The organism is Haemophilus sp. THUN1691, from assembly GCF_059704425.1.
Window position 1 is genome coordinate 175564 of record NZ_AP046578.1, and the last position, 17552, is coordinate 193115.

The following is a 17552-nucleotide window of genomic DNA, read 5'->3' on the forward strand; positions in this document are numbered from 1 at the left end:
AATCACTCCCCTGAATGATCGAATCTGGTCGAAAATTTAAAAACTTTTTCAGCGCAAACGTCAATACAACGTCCGCAGCTGATGCAATCTTTGGAAAGCACAAGTAGGCTTTCGTCTTTTTTTCCATGTAAAGGTGAACGTAACACTTGGGCTTCAGGACAAACATTGTAGCAATCCATACAATTATCGCATTTTGCACGATCAATCACTTTGATACGGATTAAACTTTTTGCACCAATCACACCATAAGCAGCACCAATTGGGCAAAGGTGTCCACACCAACCATGTTCTACAATCAATAAATCAAAAAGAAAAATAACAAGTAATAGCCAACCTGTTGCACCAAAACCAAATATAAAGGCACGGCCAAGTGCAGCCACTGGATTAACCCACTCCCAAAGCAACATTCCGCTTACGCAACTGCCTAGTAAAATAAGCGCAAGAATACCATAACGTAAACCGCGCGAAATTTTTGCCGTTTGGCGAATGCCTAACTTACGGCGTAGCCACGCCGCACAGTCCGTCACAACATTTAGCGGACATACCCAACCACAAAACACCTTACTACCAAGCACTGCGTAAAATAACACAATAATTGCTGCACCAATCAAAGTGAGAGCATCAGGTAAATGTCTTGCAGCCAAGCTTTCTGCTGTAATTAAAGGGTCGCTTAATGGAATAGTATCGAACAATAAGCTTCCACTATAATCGCCTTTTAAAATCCACACGCCAAAATAAGGGCCGCTTAAAAACATCGCAAGAATGCTAAGTTGGCTTAATCGACGCCAAAACAAAAAGCGGTTTGCATACCACCAGCCCCATTTTTCTCGCGACTCTTTACCTGCAAATTTTGGTGTATTTGCCATTATTTGCCACTCCCTAAAATAGGTGCAAGCACTGGTTCTGCCGGTTCAGGAATTACAGTTGTTCCTTCTGGCGTGCGAGTTGGCAACGAAATCATATCTTTAGGCGCAAGAGAATGGCCAGCTTTCGCTTTTTCTTCCCAGCCCAAACGATAATGTTTACCTAACATACCTTTTGCAAGATCCATTGGTAAAACCTTAATCGCAGCTTCTTCTAACACACAAGCTTGCTCACATTTCCCACATCCGGTACATGCATCAGAATGTACTGTTGGAATAAATAACGCATGCTTATCAGAACGTGGATTATGTTGTTTTTCCAATGTAATCGCTTTATCGATTAATGGACAAACCCGATAACAAACATCGCAACGTAACCCTTGCCAGTTCAAGCACGTTTCATGGTCTAACAGTACTGACAGCCCCATACGCGAGTCATTAATATCTGTCGCATTGCGATCAAGCGCCCCTGTTGGGCAAGCATGAGCACAAGGAATGTCAGGGCACATTTCGCAAGGTTTATCACGCGCAATAAAATACGGTGTTCCCGCTTCTACTGGCGATAATAAAGATGCTAAATGTAGCATGTCATAAGGACAGGCTTGAACACATTGTCCACAACGAATACAAGCGGCAGAAAACGCTTTCGCATCTTGCAAAGCAAACGGTGGGCGTAATGGCACACCTTCGCGAGCAAGACTTTGATTTTGCTGCAATCCCAACAAAATCCCAACGCCAGCTAAACCACCCGCAGTACGAGTTGCTTCTTTGAGAAATTTTCTACGTTCAGGATTGACTGCTGGTTTCTTCATTTTCTTTTTAGATTTTAACCGCACTTTCATCTTCCTCTTTTATTGATAAGGTAAAATAAAGTGCGGTTGGTTTTTACATGATTTTTACGCAGCCTTTTCCACTTTTACCGCACATTTTTTGAAGTCGGTTTCTTTTGAGATAGGGTCTGTCGCATCTAACGTTAAGTTATTTGCCAGCTGACCAGCATCAAAGAAAGTGGTGAATACTAAGCCACGAGGCGGTTTATTACGTCCGCGAGTATCTAAGTAAGAAATCATTTCACCTCGACGGGATGAAATCTTAATTTTATCGCCATGGCGTAAACCACGAGCTTCAGCATCCAATGGGTGCATCCAAACAAGGTTGTTCGGCATAGCACGATGTAATTCAGGCACACGACGAGTCATAGTACCAGTATGCCAATGCTCTAGAACACGACCAGTAGATAACCACAAGTCATATTCTTTATCTGGAGACTCAGCTGCTGGCTCATAAGGCACTGCAAGAATAATCGCTTTCTTGTCTGGATAACCGTAGAATGCCACACCTTCACCTTCTTTAACGAATGGATCGTAGCCTTCACGATAACGCCATAAGGTTTCTTTACCTTCGACAACTGGCCAGCGTAAACCACGCGCTTTGTGATACATGTCAAATGGAGCCAAGTCATGACCATGACCGCGACCAAATTCAGCATATTCTTCGAATAAACCTTTGTGTACATAGTAACCGAAGTGTTCTGATTCGTCGTTTAATTGACCTTCAGCAAGTTCGCTTAATGGGAATTTATCTACTTGACCATTTTTGAAGAGAACATCATATAAAGTTTTACCTCTATATTCAGGCATTTGTGCAAGTAATTCTTCTGTCCACATTTCATCAGTCGTGAAGTATTTTGCAAACTCCATTAATTGCCATAAGTCTGATTTTGATTCACCTGGCGCTTTTACTTGTTGACGCCAAAATTGAGTACGACGTTCCGCATTACCGTAAGCACCTTCTTTTTCTACCCACATTGCAGTTGGAAGAATTAAGTCAGCAGAAAGTGCGGATACAGTTGGATAAGGATCGGATACAACAACGAAGTTGCCTTCTTTACGCCAGCCTGGTAAACGATCTTGATTAATGTTTGGACCAGCTTGCATATTGTTGTTACACATTTGCCATAGCACATTCATTTTACCATCGTTCATTGCACGATCTTGTGCAATTGTGTCCAAACCAACTTTTTCAGAAACCGTACCTTTTGGTAATTTCCAAATACGTTCCGCTGTTTCACGGTGTTTAGGATTAGTTACCACTAAGTCTGCCGGTAAACGATGAGGGAATGAACCAACTTCACGCGCTGTGCCACAAGCAGAAGGTTGACCTGTTAATGAGAATGGTCCACAACCTGGAAGTGAGATTTTCCCAGTTAATAAGTGGATATTATAAATTAGTTGGTTTGCCCACACACCACGAGTGTGTTGGTTGAAGCCCATTGTCCAGAAAGACACCACTTTTTTGCTTGGATCAGCATAAAGTTTTGCTAAAGTTTCAAGTTGAGTCTTATCCACACCAGACATTTCAGATACTTTTTCAAGTGTATATTCAGACACAATTTGTTTTAATTCTTCGAAAGAAGAATCATACATTTTGCCCGCAGTTTTACGGTTAGTATCTTTTTCTAATGGATTTTCAGGACGTAAACCGTAACCAATATTGGTTTCACCACGTTTGAATTTAGTGTGTTTGTTCACAAAATCGTGGTTTACAGCATTGTTCTGAATTAAATAATTGATGATGTAGTTCATGATCGCCAAATCGGTTTGTGGTGTAAATACCAAACCGTGATCAGCAAGTTCGAAACTACGATGCTCGTAAGTAGAAAGTACAGTTACACGAACATCAGGATTAGAAATACGGCGATCAGTAATACGAGACCACAAAATTGGGTGCATTTCCGCCATATTTGAGCCCCAAAGAACGAAAGCATCTGCATGTTCAATGTCGTTATAACAACCCATAGGTTCATCCATACCGAAGGTACGCATAAACGCAACTGCCGCCGATGCCATACAGTGACGTGCATTCGGGTCTACGTTGTTAGAACGGAAACCTGCTTTCCAAAGTTTGTTCTTCGCGTAGCCTTCCCAAATGGTAGACTGACCAGAACTGAACATACCTACTGCATTTTGACCGTTCTTTTTGAAAGCTTCTTTGAATTTTTCAGCCATTGTTTTGAACGCAAAATCCCAAGAAACAGGCGTAAAATCGCCGTTCTTATCAAATTTTCCGTTTGTCATACGTAAAAGTGGCTGAGTTACACGGTCTTTACCGTACATAATTTTCGGTAAGAAGTAACCTTTAATACAGTTTAAACCACGGTTTACTTCTGCATCTGGATCGCCTTGAGATGCCACAACACGTCCATCTTTAGTACCCACTAATACTGCACAACCGGTACCACAGAAACGACATACTGCTTTGTCCCATTTAATTTCGGATTCAGCCGCAACCACATTTTTGACTGGGATGGTTAGCCCCGCAGCCGTTGCCGCAGCTACAGCTGCGTTGGCTTTCATAAAGTCTCGACGACTTAAACTCATCGCGTTTCCCCCACGTTAAACACTGATTTATTATTAAATGTAAACTTTTTTACACACCTATAAGGCATTAGCCTTACGATAAGAGAAAAAACTTTTCCTTTATCTTTTAAGTATTTCCCTTGCTTACAAGAGAATAAAGGTATTGTTATAGTAATTTATTTCTTCTGCTCGTCTTGCTCGTGATACACCAATGACACATTAATAACACCATCAATGTCTTTCACGCTTTCCATATTATCTAGCAGAATATGTTGATCATGCGATTGCATCACTACGACCATCTTTCCAAATTTTTCATCAAAAGTTGGAATTTCAGTATGCTCAATCGCTAAAAGTGCGGTTCGAATTGCCGCAAATTTTTCCGGATTACCTTGAACAATTAGCCCAACAACATGCCAATCTTTTGCGCTTTCCAGAGATAAATTTGTATTACTCATTTTGTTTTAGATAACTAATTTTAATCGCATTCACCAGACACCCCTGTAAACAAGCCCCACAGCCGTTACAAACATCCGTATTCACTAAAGGCTGCGCCACTCCACCCATTTGCAGACGAAAACTAATTGCTCTCATCGGGCAACTGTCTTGGCAAGAACGGCACTCAATGCGATGTTGGCTTAAACAAGCCATGCCAATTTCGATTTTGTGTAACCAAGGTTTTTCATCACGAGAATGAAAAATAGGTTGTTTACACACATCTACGCATTTTCCACAAAAAGTACATTCGCCATTATCAAAACGAACTTCTGGAAAGCCTCCATCGCCTTTCACCAAAATATTGGTTTCACAAACAGAAAGACAATCGCCACAGCGAGTACATTGCTCCACAAAAATAGAATTTTCCATAGCCCAAGGTGGGCGAATTCCATCAAAGCCTTGTTTTTGCTCATTTTCTGAATGTAAAGACGTTAAGAATTTACCTCGTAAAAACTGTCTGCGGGGTAAGTTTTCAACGGTCATCGAGCGTGCCTTTTGTGAATAAATAAACAAATGCTTTTTTAAGGTGTAGAATTATGCGACGCAACAGCTACAATATAAACTACCTAAAATGGGTAGATCGTTAAATTATTGAGCTTTATTTGTGATAGATCAAAAAATCTAAAGCGTGGTGAATTTCGCTAATATTTTTAATAAAACAGCACCGCGATTTATGCCATGCTGTTTTTAAATCAAATTACTCTGCTTTTGCTGGATATTCCCACCAAATATCAAATAATTCGCTTACTTCAATTTGTTGCAAACCATTTGTTTCTAACCATTTTTTCACAGTTTCACGGTGGCTTTCATCACATTTACCAATTTTTTCTAGGCAAACTAAACCTTCCCAATGTAAATACCCGCTACCTTCGTAAGCTAGACCATTTGGTTGAATCACTTCGTTAATAAAACGATCAACGATTTCATCTACAGTTTCAATCGCAGTACCTTCTGCAAACTGGAAATTTACAAGAAAACCAAGTTCTTGGAATTCAGCAAGGTGAAGTTTTTTGCGTTGACGTTGATTGTAAGATTTAGACATGGTATTTCTCCTATTAAGGTCGTATTCATATCAGTATTCTATATTAAATTCGTGAATTTGGCATCGGATTTCTCCAACATCAATCTTCACCCAAAAGTTAATTTGCCCAAAATAGGCTTATTTCTTCACAAAGTATAAATCCCAAACACCATGACCAAGTCTGTGACCTCTGGCTTCAAATTTAGTTAAAGGTCTAAAATCTGGTCTTGGAATATAATCACCATTTTTCGAAGTGTTCACTAAATCTGTGTTTGCACTTAATACTTCTAGCATTTGCTCAGCATAATTTTCCCAGTCTGTCGCCATATGGATAAAACCATTTTCAGCTAATTTTTGCACAACTTGTGCCACAAAGTGTGGTTGAACAATACGACGTTTATGATGTTTTGCTTTATGCCAAGGATCTGGGAAAAATAGCTGCAAACCGCCAAGCGCACCATCTGCGATACTGTCACGTAAAATTTCCGTGGCATCATGACAAATCACACGTAAATTCGTTACGCCTTTTTCCACTGCATAAGCAATACAAGCACCAACGCCAGGAGTATGAACTTCAATGCCAAGGTAATTTTTGTCAGGATTAGCAAAAGCCATATCCACAAGCGATTTTCCCATTCCAAAGCCAATTTCTAATACAACTGGATTATCGTTACCATAAATCTTCGCAAAATCAAAAGGTTCCGTTTGATAATCTAAACCAAGTGTTCCCCAGTTATCATTCATCATGTTTTTCTGAAATTCGCTCAAACGACCTGTGCGGAGCACAAAACTACGGACTTTGCGTTTATAGCGGCCATCTTCGGTAAATTCTGCGGTTTCAACGGTTTTACGTTTTTGATCAGCAAAAGTTTGTGTCATAAAAATCTTATTCGTGAAAAAAATTGGCGGCGATTATACACGTTTTTCTCGTATAATAGGGCAAATTTTTTCCCAAGGTTGATTATGAAAATTGTTCGAGTGGCACTGGCTGTGCCGCTTCTTCACTTATTTGATTATCTCGTCCCCGATGATGTTTTATTACAAATCGGCATGCGCGTTCTTGTGCCTTTTGGTACGCAAAAACGCGTAGCGATTGTGGCTGGTTTTCCGACAAAATCGGACGTGCCTGAGGATAAGCTCAAAGCCATTCTTCAACCATTGGATTTAGCACCACTCTTTACCCCCGTTTATTGGGATTGGCTGCATTGGGCAGCAAATTATTATCAAGCGGGATTAGGCGATGTGTTATTTCAAGCCTTGCCTGTGAAATTGCGTAACGGCGAAAGTGCGGTGAAAAATGACCGCACTTTTTGGCGAATTACGGATGCGGGGAAAAATGCGCTTGAACAAGGCCTGTTAAAACGCTCGAAAAAGCAAGTTGAAGCCCTACAATGCTTATCTGAAACCGATCTTGAAAAAGGCAATAATGATTTTTCCTCTGCGATTTGGTCAGCCTTAAAAGCCAAAGGGTTTATTGAGGAAATTACTGTCCAAACAAAGCCCCTAAGCTGGCAACAAAGCTTAGGCGATAACCCAATTGTCAATGCTGAAAATCGTTTAACCTTAAATAAGCAGCAAGCCTTGGCATTTAGTCAATTGATCTTTCATTCTGGTTTCAACGTATGGCTGCTCGATGGAGTGACTGGTTCTGGAAAAACAGAAATTTATCTGCAGTATATTGAAGAAATTTTAAAATCGGGTAAGCAAGTATTAGTGCTTGTACCCGAAATCGGGTTAACACCACAAACGGTGCAACGTTTCAAAGCGCGTTTCAACGTAGAAATTGATGTTCTTCATTCTAATTTAACCGATACGCAACGGCTTTATGTATGGGATCGCGCCCGCTCTGGACAAAGTGCCATTGTGATTGGCACGAGATCGGCATTGTTCACGCAATTTTCTAATCTTGGTGCAATTATTTTGGACGAAGAACACGACGCGTCTTACAAACAGCAAGACAGTTGGCGTTATCACGCGCGAGACTTGGCGATTGTACTGGCTCAAAAACTAAATATTGCCGTATTAATGGGCTCCGCCACGCCAAGTTTAGAAAGTATTAATAATGTACAAAACGGCAAATACCAACATTTAGTTTTATCAAAAAGAGCGGGGAATTCTACCGCACTTCGTCATTTCGTTGTTGATTTGAAAAATCAAAACATACAAAACGGGCTTTCAAAACCCTTATTAGAACGGATGAAAGCTCACCTCGAAAAAGGCAATCAAGTGTTGCTTTTCTTAAATCGTCGTGGCTTTGCGCCCGTATTGCTTTGCCATGAATGTGGTTGGATCGCACAATGCCCGCATTGTGAAAAACCTTATACCTATCATCAGCATCAAAATGTATTGCGTTGTCATCATTGTGGTGCTCAAAAAACAATTCCTCGACAATGTGGTGATTGTGGCTCGACTCATTTAGTCACTACAGGTCTCGGCACAGAACAATTAGAAGAAACCTTGAAAACGCTATTTCCTAATTATTCTGTGGCTCGAATCGACCGCGATAGCACTGCGCGTAAAGGGAAATTGGAAGGTTATTTAGAAGATATTCAACAAGGCAAAAGCCAAATTTTGATTGGCACACAAATGCTGGCGAAAGGACATCATTTTCCGAATGTTACTCTCGTTGCCTTAGTGAATGTAGATAGTGCATTATTTTCACTGGATTTTCGTGCAGAAGAACGTTTAGCTCAACTTTATATTCAAGTTGCTGGTCGAGCTGGACGTGCCGATAAACAAGGTGAGGTGGTGCTACAAACACATTATCCTGATCACCCTTTGCTTACCACGTTATTAGCGAATGGCTACCAAGCTTTTGCAAAAGAAACCTTACAATTACGTCATTCAATAGGATTGCCGCCTTTCACTTTTCAGGCGTTATTCAAAGCACAGGCTCGACATTCTGATCTTGCAGAAAATTGCTTAAGCCAGATTGCAGATTTTTTTCAATCAAAGCAAATTACAGGATTACAAATGCTTGGTCCAATGCCTGCGCCGTTCAGCAAAAAAGCGGGGCAATATCGCTGGCAGTTATTATTGCAACATCCGTCAAGAATGACGTTGCAAAAAGCATTGCGAGAATATCAACAAGCCGAACTAGAAAAAAACAGCCAAGTGCGGTTAATTTTGGACGTCGATCCGCAAGACTTATCATAAAAAAAATGCGGTGAAAATTCACCGCACTTTCTCTATAAAATCTATTTGAAATCTTCAACATCACCTAATAGACAGGCATATTTTGCCGTATTCGGACTCGACTCCAAGGCAATTTTTAATGCCATCGTCAAAGGAACAGAAAGTAGCATTCCCACGGTTCCAAGCAGCCATCCCCAAAACAATAATGAGAGGAACACCACTAAGGTTGAAAGCCCTAATCGTTGCCCCATCATTTTAGGTTCAATAATGTTACCAACAACCATATTGATCGCAATAACACCAACTGCCACGCCAAAGCCAGCACCAAAACCGTTCAATAATAAGGCTTGCACAATAATTGGAATAGCTGCAATGATAGAACCAATATTCGGAATATAATTCAGCAAGAAACTCAAGGTTGCCCACAAAATTGCATATTGAACCCCACAGGCTTCCAACAAAATAAAAATACCAACGCCAGTAAGCAAGCTCGTGATACTTTTAATGCCGAGATAACCAATTACGCCTTGTAAAACGCGATCAATATGGCGTTCTTCTTTGGCTGCGTCATGAGGTGTTGAACTAATCACCATTGCAAATTTATGTTTCATCGTTGGTGCTTCAGCAAGCATAAAAATCACGACCAACACCAAAACAAACACATTACTCACCACACCAGAAAAATTCAGCAATACTCGGCTCACAAAATTCATAATGATGCTTGGGTCAAAATTTTCTTGGATAGTTTCACGCGAAAGCGTGAAAGGCAGATTGAAACGTTGCAACAATCCAGTTAAATCACTCACACGTTGTGAAAGCAAAACTTTATATTGTGGAATAGATTGGGTAAATTCTCTTGCCGTACTGTTAATCAGCCCGACTAAGAAGAAAAACACCAGAGAAATCAAGACGAAAAGCAAAGTAATGGCCAGCCAATGTGGGACGTGGCGTTGAGTCATCGCCTTAATCATCGGCGAACAAATTATCGCGATAAATAGCGATAGTAAAAATGGCACCACAATTTCTGCAGCCAATTTTACGCCAGCTAAGATAATAATCACCGAAGCAATGCCAAGCAAAGTGCGGTGTAAATTTAAATTATTTTGCACTAAATCGCATCCTCGTTTTCTTCGCCCGTACGAATGCGGATCGCTCGTTCAACGTTATAAACAAAAATTTTGCCGTCACCGATTTTGCCTGTTTGTGCCGTTTCAATAATAGCTTCAATACATTGATCCACAAGCTCATCGGGAACTACCACTTCCAATTTCACTTTCGGCAGAAAATCCACCATATATTCCGCACCACGATAAAGTTCTGTATGACCTTTTTGACGACCAAATCCTCGTACTTCCGTGATTGTCATACCTGAAATACCAATATCTGAAAGACTTTCGCGCACATCATCTAATTTAAACGGTTTGATCATTGCTTCGATTTTTTTCATGCTATTTCTCCAGATGTTCACGTCTTGCTGATTTAGGGCGGAAACTTTCAATGATTTCAGGCTTGGTATCAATATATAAGCCGTTAATCAGTTGCAAACAATAAGGCACTGCACTAAAAATACCTTTTACAAGCACATTTCCCTCTTTATCTTTCACACCTTCCAATGTTTCTTTAATCGCTTTAGGCTGTCCCGGAAGATTTAAAATCAGACTTTCCTTACGAATCACACCCACTTGGCGCGATAAAATTGCGGTGGGCACAAAATGCAAACTCACTTGACGCATTTGTTCGCCAAAACCCGGCATTTCTCGATCTGCTACCGCAAGGGTTGCATCAGGCGTTACATCACGTTTTGCAGGTCCTGTTCCACCAGTTGTCAGCACTAAATGGCAACCTTGTTCATCAACCAGCTCTTTTAATGTTTGTTCAATAACTGGCTGCTCATCGGGGATTAATTTTGTTTCCAAATGGAAAGGATCTACCAGTACTTGTTCTAACCAAGCCTGTAATTCTGGGATGCCTTGATCTTGATATACGCCTGCTGATGCGCGATCAGAAACAGACACCAGACCAATTTTTAAAAGTGCGGTCATATTTTTCCTTATTTTTATAAATGATTTTGACGTGATTGGATAAATCAAAAATGCGGCAAAAACTTACCGCACTTTTTAAGGGCTAGAAGAATAAAATTCCGCCCCAAACGATACCGACAATACAAAGGGCAATAAATACCGATGCAGAACCTTGATCTTTCGCACGCCCTGAAAGTTCGTGGCGTTCTGTACCAATGCGATCAACTACAGCTTCCACCGCACTGTTTAAAAGTTCCAACGCCATCACAAGTAAAACAGAAGAAATCATCAAGATAATTTCAATTTTTGTTTCACCTAAAAAGAAAGCAAGAGGAATTAAAATGCAGGCTAAAAAACATTCGTGGCGAAAAGCCGTTTCATTTTTAAACGCACTTTTTAAGCCTTGTAATGAATATTTAGTGGAGTTGATTAAATGGGTTAGCCCCGTCGTTTTATACATAACTTTTCCTATTTTTATAAACGTTTCGCCTCGATAACATCATCTAATTTTGCTAATCGAGCCAATATTTTACTCAAACTTTCAACATTATGGAGTTCAATTTCCATATCAATGGTAGCAAGCTGTTTTTTGGTATCAGCACGACTTGAGACCCCTAATACGCTAATTTTTTCATTTGCCAGAACCGTCGTAATATCACGTAATAAGCCATTGCGATCGCCTGCCACAATACGGATATTAATATGAAACCCACTTGCGTAATTTTCGCCCCAAATAGATTCCACCACGCGCTCGGGGTGAGCAGCTTGCAAATCTAAGAATTGTTCACAATCCGCTCGGTGAATAGAAATACCACGCCCCATTGTGATGTAGCCAACAATCGCATCACCAGGAATAGGCTGGCAGCAACGCGCAATATGATGCATAAGATTGCCCACACCTTCCACAATCACGTAGCCATTTTTTTTCTCAGATTTCTGCTGAGAATTCACCGCACTTTTGTTAGCAACATGGCGTAAAATTTCTTGATCAGCCTCTTCAGCGGTCACCTTAATCAATTTACTTTGCAAGAAATTGATTAAATTATTTAAACGAATATCGCCACTGCCAATGCCCGCATAAAGATCGTCCAAATTTTTCAAGTTATAGCGTGGTAACGCATAAGGTTCCACTTGCTTAATACTTAAATTTAAACGCGCTAATTCATTATCGAGTAATTCTTTACCCGCTGGAATATTTTTATCGCGATCTTGTTTTTTAAACCACGCCTGGATTTTGGCTCGAGATTTTGCGGTGTGAGTAAATCCTAAATTTGGGTTTAGCCAGTCACGGCTCGGGTTCGGATTTTTCTGAGTAATAATATCGATTTGATCACCCATTTGTAGCTGATAGGTGAATGGCACAATACGTCCAGCTACTTTTGCCCCGACGCAGCGATGACCAATTTCACTATGAATTGCATAAGCAAAATCTAATGGTGTTGAGCCTGTTGGCAAATCCACTACTTCGCCTTTTGGCGTAAACACATACACACGGTCATCAAACACTTGACTGCGCAACTCAGCCATCACTTCGCCAGAATCCGTAATATCATCTTGCCAAGCTAGCAATTTACGCAACCATGCAATTTTTTCTTCGTAGGCAGACATACTGCCTGTATTTCCTTCCTTGTATTTCCAGTGAGCCGCCACACCTAACTCTGCATCATCATGCATTTGTTGGGTTCGAATTTGCACTTCAATTGGCTTGCCACCTTTACCTAAAACAACAGTGTGAATAGATTGATAACCGTTCGGTTTCGGGTTTGCGACATAATCGTCAAATTCTTTGGGTAAGTGTTTAAATTGAGTATGAACAATCCCAAGTGCGGTATAACAATCTTGCAACTTTTGCACGATAATTCTGACCGCTCTTACATCATATAAACCGCTAAACTCAAGATGCTTTTTCTGCATTTTGCGCCAAATACTGTAAATATGTTTCGGACGACCATAGACTTCAACTTGCTCAATATTTTCGCGTAAATAACCACTCAACTCGCTAACGAAATCAGCAATATAATGTTCACGATCAAGACGACGTTCCTGCAATAATTTAGCAATAGCGCGATATTGTTCAGGATGGAGATAACGGAAGCAGTAATCTTCTAACTCCCATTTCAACTGACCAATCCCAAGACGATTGGCAAGAGGAGCATAAATATAAGAACATTCTTTGGCGGCAAGGACTTTGTCTTCCTCTGTGCAACGATGCTCCGCATCACGCAAGAAAGTAATACGTTCAGCAAGTTTGATGATCACGCAGCGGAAATCGTCCACCATCGCCAACAACATACGGCGAACATTATCCACTTGTAACGCGTTAGCGGAATGACTGGCATTGAGTTGACGGATGTTATCCATCTCCAGCACGCCTTTGAGCAATTTAGTGATCTTCGCACCAAATTTTTCTTTTAGACTTTCCCAGTCTGTTAATTTATTTGCAACGATAGGAAACAACATTGCAGTAAGTAAGGTTTCCGCATCCATATTAAGTTCGTGCAAAATTTCTACCATTTCCACGCCAGACTGGAGCATCAAGGTAGCATTCTTCATTTCATCGGGATGGGTGCTCATTAAGTCACGTGCGTAATACCACGCATCGATCAAACTTTTTTCTGTTTGTTCTGCCAGTTTTAAGCTAGCGCACCATTGTTCAATCAAAAAATCCTGCGGATTTAACAAATGAGAACCACGAACAGCAACCATAACACCCCCTTGTTGATGAAGAGCAAGCAACTTCCTGTCGCTTTTATTTTGGGTGGATATTGTACCGAATAACCGAGTTATTTTGTAGTGAATAACGTTATCGATTCCAAATGCCCCGTATGAGGGAACATATCTATCACCGCACTTTTTTCAATCTTGTAGCCAAAATCACGTAAAATTTCCGCATCACGCACTAATGTTGCCGGATTACAAGACACATATAAAATTTTCTCTGCTTTCAACTCGCACAAAGCATTTAACGCAAAAGCTGCTCCGCTGCGTGGAGGATCGAGCAAAATTTTATTGAACGACTGACGAGCCCAAGGTTGTTCAACAAAGGATTGGTCAAGATCCGCTTGGAAAAATTCAATATTCTTGATTTGGTTTCTTGCGGCATTTTGCTCCGCTTTTTGTACCATTTCAAGAACACCTTCAATTCCTACCGCACTTTTCACGCGTTTGGCGAGAGGGAGCGTAAAATTTCCCATACCACAAAATAAATCGAGCACGCAATCCTGTTGGTTCAATTCAAGCCAATCCAACGCGGTATTGACCATACGTTCATTTAATGCACGATTTACTTGGATAAAATCACGAATATCAAAATGTAATTTTATGCCATTAGAAAATTGATAATAAGGTGCATCGCCATAGATTTGTTCAATGCTTTCATCGCTTTGTAAAAACAGCATTAACTTTTCTTGTTCAGCAAATTTGAGCAATAAAGTGCGGTCAATTTCCGCAAGTTTTTTGGTGTAACGTAACAACATTGCGACGCCATTATCGGCCGCCACAAGTTCAATATGCCCAAGCTGTTTCGGCGCAGAGAATTGTTCTAAAAGTGCGGTTAATTTAGGTAGTAAATAATTAATTGCAGGTTCTGCCACTTCGCAAGATTGAACGGTAATTAAATCGTTGGTATTTTTCTGACGAAAGCCCATCTCGATTTGTTTTGAGCTCGGGTTAAACCATAAACTCAAACGCACACGACGACGATACGCCCAAGCATCGCCATAAATCATAGGTTCAAATGAAATCGGCTCTGACTGTAATTTACTTAACCGCTTAAACAATGCGGATTCTTTCGCGTTCCTCTGCATTTCAATAGGAATATGTTGCCCTTGGCAACCACCACAACGCATAAAATGAGCACATTTAGGTTCTAAACGTTCAGGGCTTTTTATTAGCCATTTTTTTGCCGTAGCATGCCCATATTGGCGTTTATCCTCCAGAATCCGACATTCCACTTTTTCGTGCGGAAGTGCATTTTCAATAAACCAAGTTTTACCATTAATTTTCGCGACGCCTAAACCTTGATAATCTAAATCAAGAATATCAGCCGTAATGGTTTGAACATTTTTTGTTTTTTGCTTTGGGGTATAAAGAAGAACCATTATTTTAGAAGTAAAATATTTTGAGTGAATAATTCTCGGCTTTTTAGCGGTTTATCGCCAAGATAAGGTTTCAGTGCAATACGAGTAAAACGTTTTGCCGCTTGACGTACCGCCTCATCGGAAAAATCAAGGGCTTCAAAGGCTAACAAATCTCTTCCATAAAAGGTGAGATTATCTTTCACTAAGGATGCAATGAAACCTTTTTCCTCACGATAACGATATGTCATTGAGAAATCCACTGGCTCGCCAGATCCTGCACAATGCAGAAAATCCACGCCGTAACCGAGAATTTGTAAAAGTTGAAATTCAAAAAGACGTAAAGTTGGCTCAACGTTGGTTTCTGTTGCTAAGCCCGTTAAGCATTTTAAATAATGTTGAAACAGCGAAAGATTCGGCGTTTCAGGCTCAATGACACGAGTCAATAACTCATTCACATAAAAACCGCTATAAAGTGCGGTTTGTTGTAAAGGAAGTGTAATTGCGGCGGGTTCAGCTTTAGTAAGGGTTTTCAATGAACTTTTTCCCGTCCAACGCAACAATAAAGGTGTGAAAGGTTGCAAAACCGACTTCCAAGATGAACGCTTTGCTCGTGCGCCCTTGGCGATCACGGTTAGGCGACCACTTTCTTCAGTAAACAAATCGACTAAAAGACTCGTTTCACTATAAGGGCGACGATGAAGAATAAAGCCTCGCTGGAGTTCGGTTTGCACAATTAATTACCGGATAAACGCTCTACGGGTTGTAATACACATTGTTCTGCTAAAACTTCACCTAAATTAGTTTTTAGCACACTGAAATCATCGCGCTCTTGCCACGCCCAACGAATATTGCCGTAATTTTTACCGCGCTCAGAAATCATTAATGTCAATTTTTCTGACATAGAATTGAAAGTCACCGTAATGTGATGCAATGATTTTTTACGTTTTTTTTGGGTGGAATGAACCACACGAACTTGCTTATCATCTTTACACAAATAAACTTTAGCCTCACCTTTTTGCAAAGCTTTATCTACTTTTTCCACCTGCATCTTTTGCGGCTCTGGCTTCTTTGGTAAACCATTTTGAGCACAACCGCTCAAGCAAAGTGCGGTTAAAATTAGAAACATTTTTTTAAACATAGAATCCTACTTGCAAAAGAAAAATGGGCGATTGCTCGCCCTAAAAATTATTTTTTATATTCATAAGAACCATCAGACTGACGAACAAATCGCGTACCGTTAGATAAACGCATTTCATTTACTCGCCCTTGACTGTTTACGGATACCGCAACTTTATCACCCGGTTTAAAGCTACTTAAAACATTGCCCGTTCCAGCTGCTTTACTCATTGCATTAACATCCGAAATATTAAGTTGATTGTCACGGAATACTTGCATAAGAGAAACGCCTTTAGGCACAGTTAATGTTTTCGCCGATGTAGTTGGTGCAGCGGATTTTGTTGCAGGTTTTGCATCAACAATTTGAACTTTAGCTTCTTTTTTAACTTGAACCGGTTTGGCTTCAACAATTGGTGCTTTTCCTGCTGTTTTAGCGACGGTTTGTTCAGTTGCTTTTGCTGGTACATGTGCTTTTTCAGCAACCTTCACTTCTTTTTTTGCGATATCTTTATGCGCAACTTGTTGTTCTACTACTTTTTTCACCGGTGGAACTGGTGCTACAACAGTTGGCGCTTTTGGCTGTTCCACTTGAGCTTGTTGAGCTTGAGTTTGTGATTGCTCAGGTTGAGCTGCTTGCATAGGTTTAGCTGAAGCTGAATCCATTGTATTTGAGGTTTGAACTGGAGCTTGAGCCATATTTTGTGACGCAACCATGTTTTGTGGCTCAGCTACGTTTTCTGCAGGTTGATTTTGAGCGGTCGCACTATTAGCCGATTCATCTGCTTTTGGCGCATTTTCAGGTTGGTTAGCTTGCTCTGCCGCCATCTGATTTTGTGCAGGAGGATTATCTAAAATCGTGGTTTCAACTGGTTGATTTTGATCTAAAGATTGGAACTGCACTGGGATTTCATTGCTGTTAGATTGAGTGAAAGACTCAACGGTGTCAGAACTTGGTTTTAATGCAAAGAAAATAATTAATAAAATGACCAACGCCAAAATAGCCATAAATAAACGGCGATGTTTTGTTGGTAATACTTGCAACACTTTCCATTTTTCTGGTTGGCTTAAAGTACGTTTTTCCGCTTGCTCAACAGTTTCTTCGGCAATAGTTTCAGTTTTAATTTCCTCTTCAACAGCAGATATTGTCTCTTCTGCAGATACAATCTGAATAACAGGCTCTTGTTCTGTTCTCAATGTTTCGCTAGAAATAAAAGGCGCGCTTTCTTGAGCAGAAGTATGCCCAAAAGTGGGTTCTTTACGCTCATGAAAATTTGTTTCTACATGATCTTTTTTAGCAAATAAACCTTTTGCTTTATCAAAAATTGACTCGCTAGGTTGCACCACTTTCTTTGGTGTAATTGGTTCAACTTGATTAAGACCTAAATCTAATTCATCTTGAGATGATTGTTCATTTTGATTTTTATTCATAGAATCCACTGGATTACTCCTGATACTTGTTG

The 17552-nt window shown here is 40.4% G+C and carries 17 protein-coding genes; 1 reads left to right on the forward strand and 16 read right to left on the reverse strand.

Annotated elements, in window-relative coordinates:
* Positions 1 to 2: 2 nt before the first annotated feature.
* From napH to trmB, 7 genes are all read right to left on the reverse strand, one after another.
* Complete coding sequence (napH, locus tag AC6H0J_RS00860; RefSeq protein WP_046938664.1) at positions 3 to 866, reverse strand: quinol dehydrogenase ferredoxin subunit NapH; 864 nt, start codon at positions 864 to 866, stop codon at positions 3 to 5.
* The gene (gene napG / locus AC6H0J_RS00865; protein WP_497512711.1) at positions 866 to 1705 is read right to left on the reverse strand and encodes a ferredoxin-type protein NapG; all 840 of its coding nucleotides are present in this window, start codon (positions 1703 to 1705) and stop codon (positions 866 to 868) included. The genes napH and napG overlap by 1 nt, the downstream gene beginning before the upstream one ends.
* A gap of 54 nt (positions 1706 to 1759) precedes the next feature.
* Complete coding sequence (gene napA, locus AC6H0J_RS00870) at positions 1760 to 4243, reverse strand: nitrate reductase catalytic subunit NapA (protein WP_118817195.1); 2484 nt, start codon at positions 4241 to 4243, stop codon at positions 1760 to 1762.
* A gap of 155 nt (positions 4244 to 4398) precedes the next feature.
* Positions 4399 to 4680: a chaperone NapD gene (locus tag AC6H0J_RS00875; RefSeq protein ID WP_046952772.1), complete on the reverse strand. Its 282-nt coding sequence runs from the start codon at positions 4678 to 4680 to the stop codon at positions 4399 to 4401.
* Positions 4673 to 5203, reverse strand: a complete 531-nt coding sequence (gene napF, locus AC6H0J_RS00880) for a ferredoxin-type protein NapF (protein WP_046952773.1) — start codon at positions 5201 to 5203, stop codon at positions 4673 to 4675. Before napF ends, AC6H0J_RS00875 begins: the two co-directional genes overlap by 8 nt.
* Before the next feature lie 214 nt (positions 5204 to 5417).
* Positions 5418 to 5762: a YggL family protein gene (locus tag AC6H0J_RS00885; RefSeq protein ID WP_005632159.1), complete on the reverse strand. Its 345-nt coding sequence runs from the start codon at positions 5760 to 5762 to the stop codon at positions 5418 to 5420.
* Between the two features lie 117 nt (positions 5763 to 5879).
* The gene (trmB, locus tag AC6H0J_RS00890) at positions 5880 to 6620 is read right to left on the reverse strand and encodes a tRNA (guanosine(46)-N7)-methyltransferase TrmB (protein WP_005627037.1); all 741 of its coding nucleotides are present in this window, start codon (positions 6618 to 6620) and stop codon (positions 5880 to 5882) included.
* Positions 6621 to 6704: 84 nt separating this feature from the next.
* Here trmB and priA point away from each other — a divergent pair, with 84 nt between their 5' ends.
* Complete coding sequence (priA, locus tag AC6H0J_RS00895; RefSeq protein WP_118817196.1) at positions 6705 to 8897, forward strand: primosomal protein N'; 2193 nt, start codon at positions 6705 to 6707, stop codon at positions 8895 to 8897.
* Positions 8898 to 8938: 41 nt separating this feature from the next.
* On the opposite strand, the gene AC6H0J_RS00900 is transcribed toward priA, so the two are convergent.
* The 9 genes from AC6H0J_RS00900 to oapA form a co-directional block, all read right to left on the reverse strand.
* Positions 8939 to 9985 carry an AI-2E family transporter gene (locus tag AC6H0J_RS00900; protein ID WP_005627039.1) on the reverse strand — a complete coding sequence of 349 codons (1047 nt, stop codon included), beginning with the start codon at positions 9983 to 9985 and terminating at the stop codon, positions 8939 to 8941.
* Positions 9985 to 10323: a nitrogen regulatory protein P-II gene (gene glnB, locus AC6H0J_RS00905; protein WP_005627040.1), complete on the reverse strand. Its 339-nt coding sequence runs from the start codon at positions 10321 to 10323 to the stop codon at positions 9985 to 9987. The genes AC6H0J_RS00900 and glnB overlap by 1 nt, the downstream gene beginning before the upstream one ends.
* Position 10324: 1 nt before the next feature.
* Positions 10325 to 10918, reverse strand: coding sequence for a molybdopterin adenylyltransferase (mog, locus tag AC6H0J_RS00910; protein WP_005627041.1), 594 nt, complete (start codon positions 10916 to 10918; stop codon positions 10325 to 10327).
* A gap of 82 nt (positions 10919 to 11000) precedes the next feature.
* A complete protein-coding gene (locus AC6H0J_RS00915; RefSeq protein ID WP_005627042.1) occupies positions 11001 to 11357 on the reverse strand; it encodes a diacylglycerol kinase in 357 nt (118 codons plus the stop codon).
* Positions 11358 to 11371: 14 nt separating this feature from the next.
* Positions 11372 to 13603, reverse strand: coding sequence for a GTP diphosphokinase (gene relA / locus AC6H0J_RS00920; protein ID WP_032825528.1), 2232 nt, complete (start codon positions 13601 to 13603; stop codon positions 11372 to 11374).
* Between the two features lie 77 nt (positions 13604 to 13680).
* Positions 13681 to 14997 carry a 23S rRNA (uracil(1939)-C(5))-methyltransferase RlmD gene (gene rlmD, locus AC6H0J_RS00925; protein WP_005627044.1) on the reverse strand — a complete coding sequence of 439 codons (1317 nt, stop codon included), beginning with the start codon at positions 14995 to 14997 and terminating at the stop codon, positions 13681 to 13683.
* Positions 14997 to 15707, reverse strand: a complete 711-nt coding sequence (gene recO / locus AC6H0J_RS00930; RefSeq protein WP_005627045.1) for a DNA repair protein RecO — start codon at positions 15705 to 15707, stop codon at positions 14997 to 14999. The genes rlmD and recO overlap by 1 nt, the downstream gene beginning before the upstream one ends.
* 2 nt (positions 15708 to 15709) lie before the next feature.
* Positions 15710 to 16114: an Opacity-associated protein OapB gene (locus AC6H0J_RS00935; RefSeq protein WP_118817202.1), complete on the reverse strand. Its 405-nt coding sequence runs from the start codon at positions 16112 to 16114 to the stop codon at positions 15710 to 15712.
* A 47-nt stretch (positions 16115 to 16161) separates the two neighbouring features.
* Complete coding sequence (gene oapA, locus AC6H0J_RS00940) at positions 16162 to 17529, reverse strand: opacity-associated protein OapA (RefSeq protein WP_005627046.1); 1368 nt, start codon at positions 17527 to 17529, stop codon at positions 16162 to 16164.
* Between the last annotated feature and the right edge of the window lie 23 nt (positions 17530 to 17552).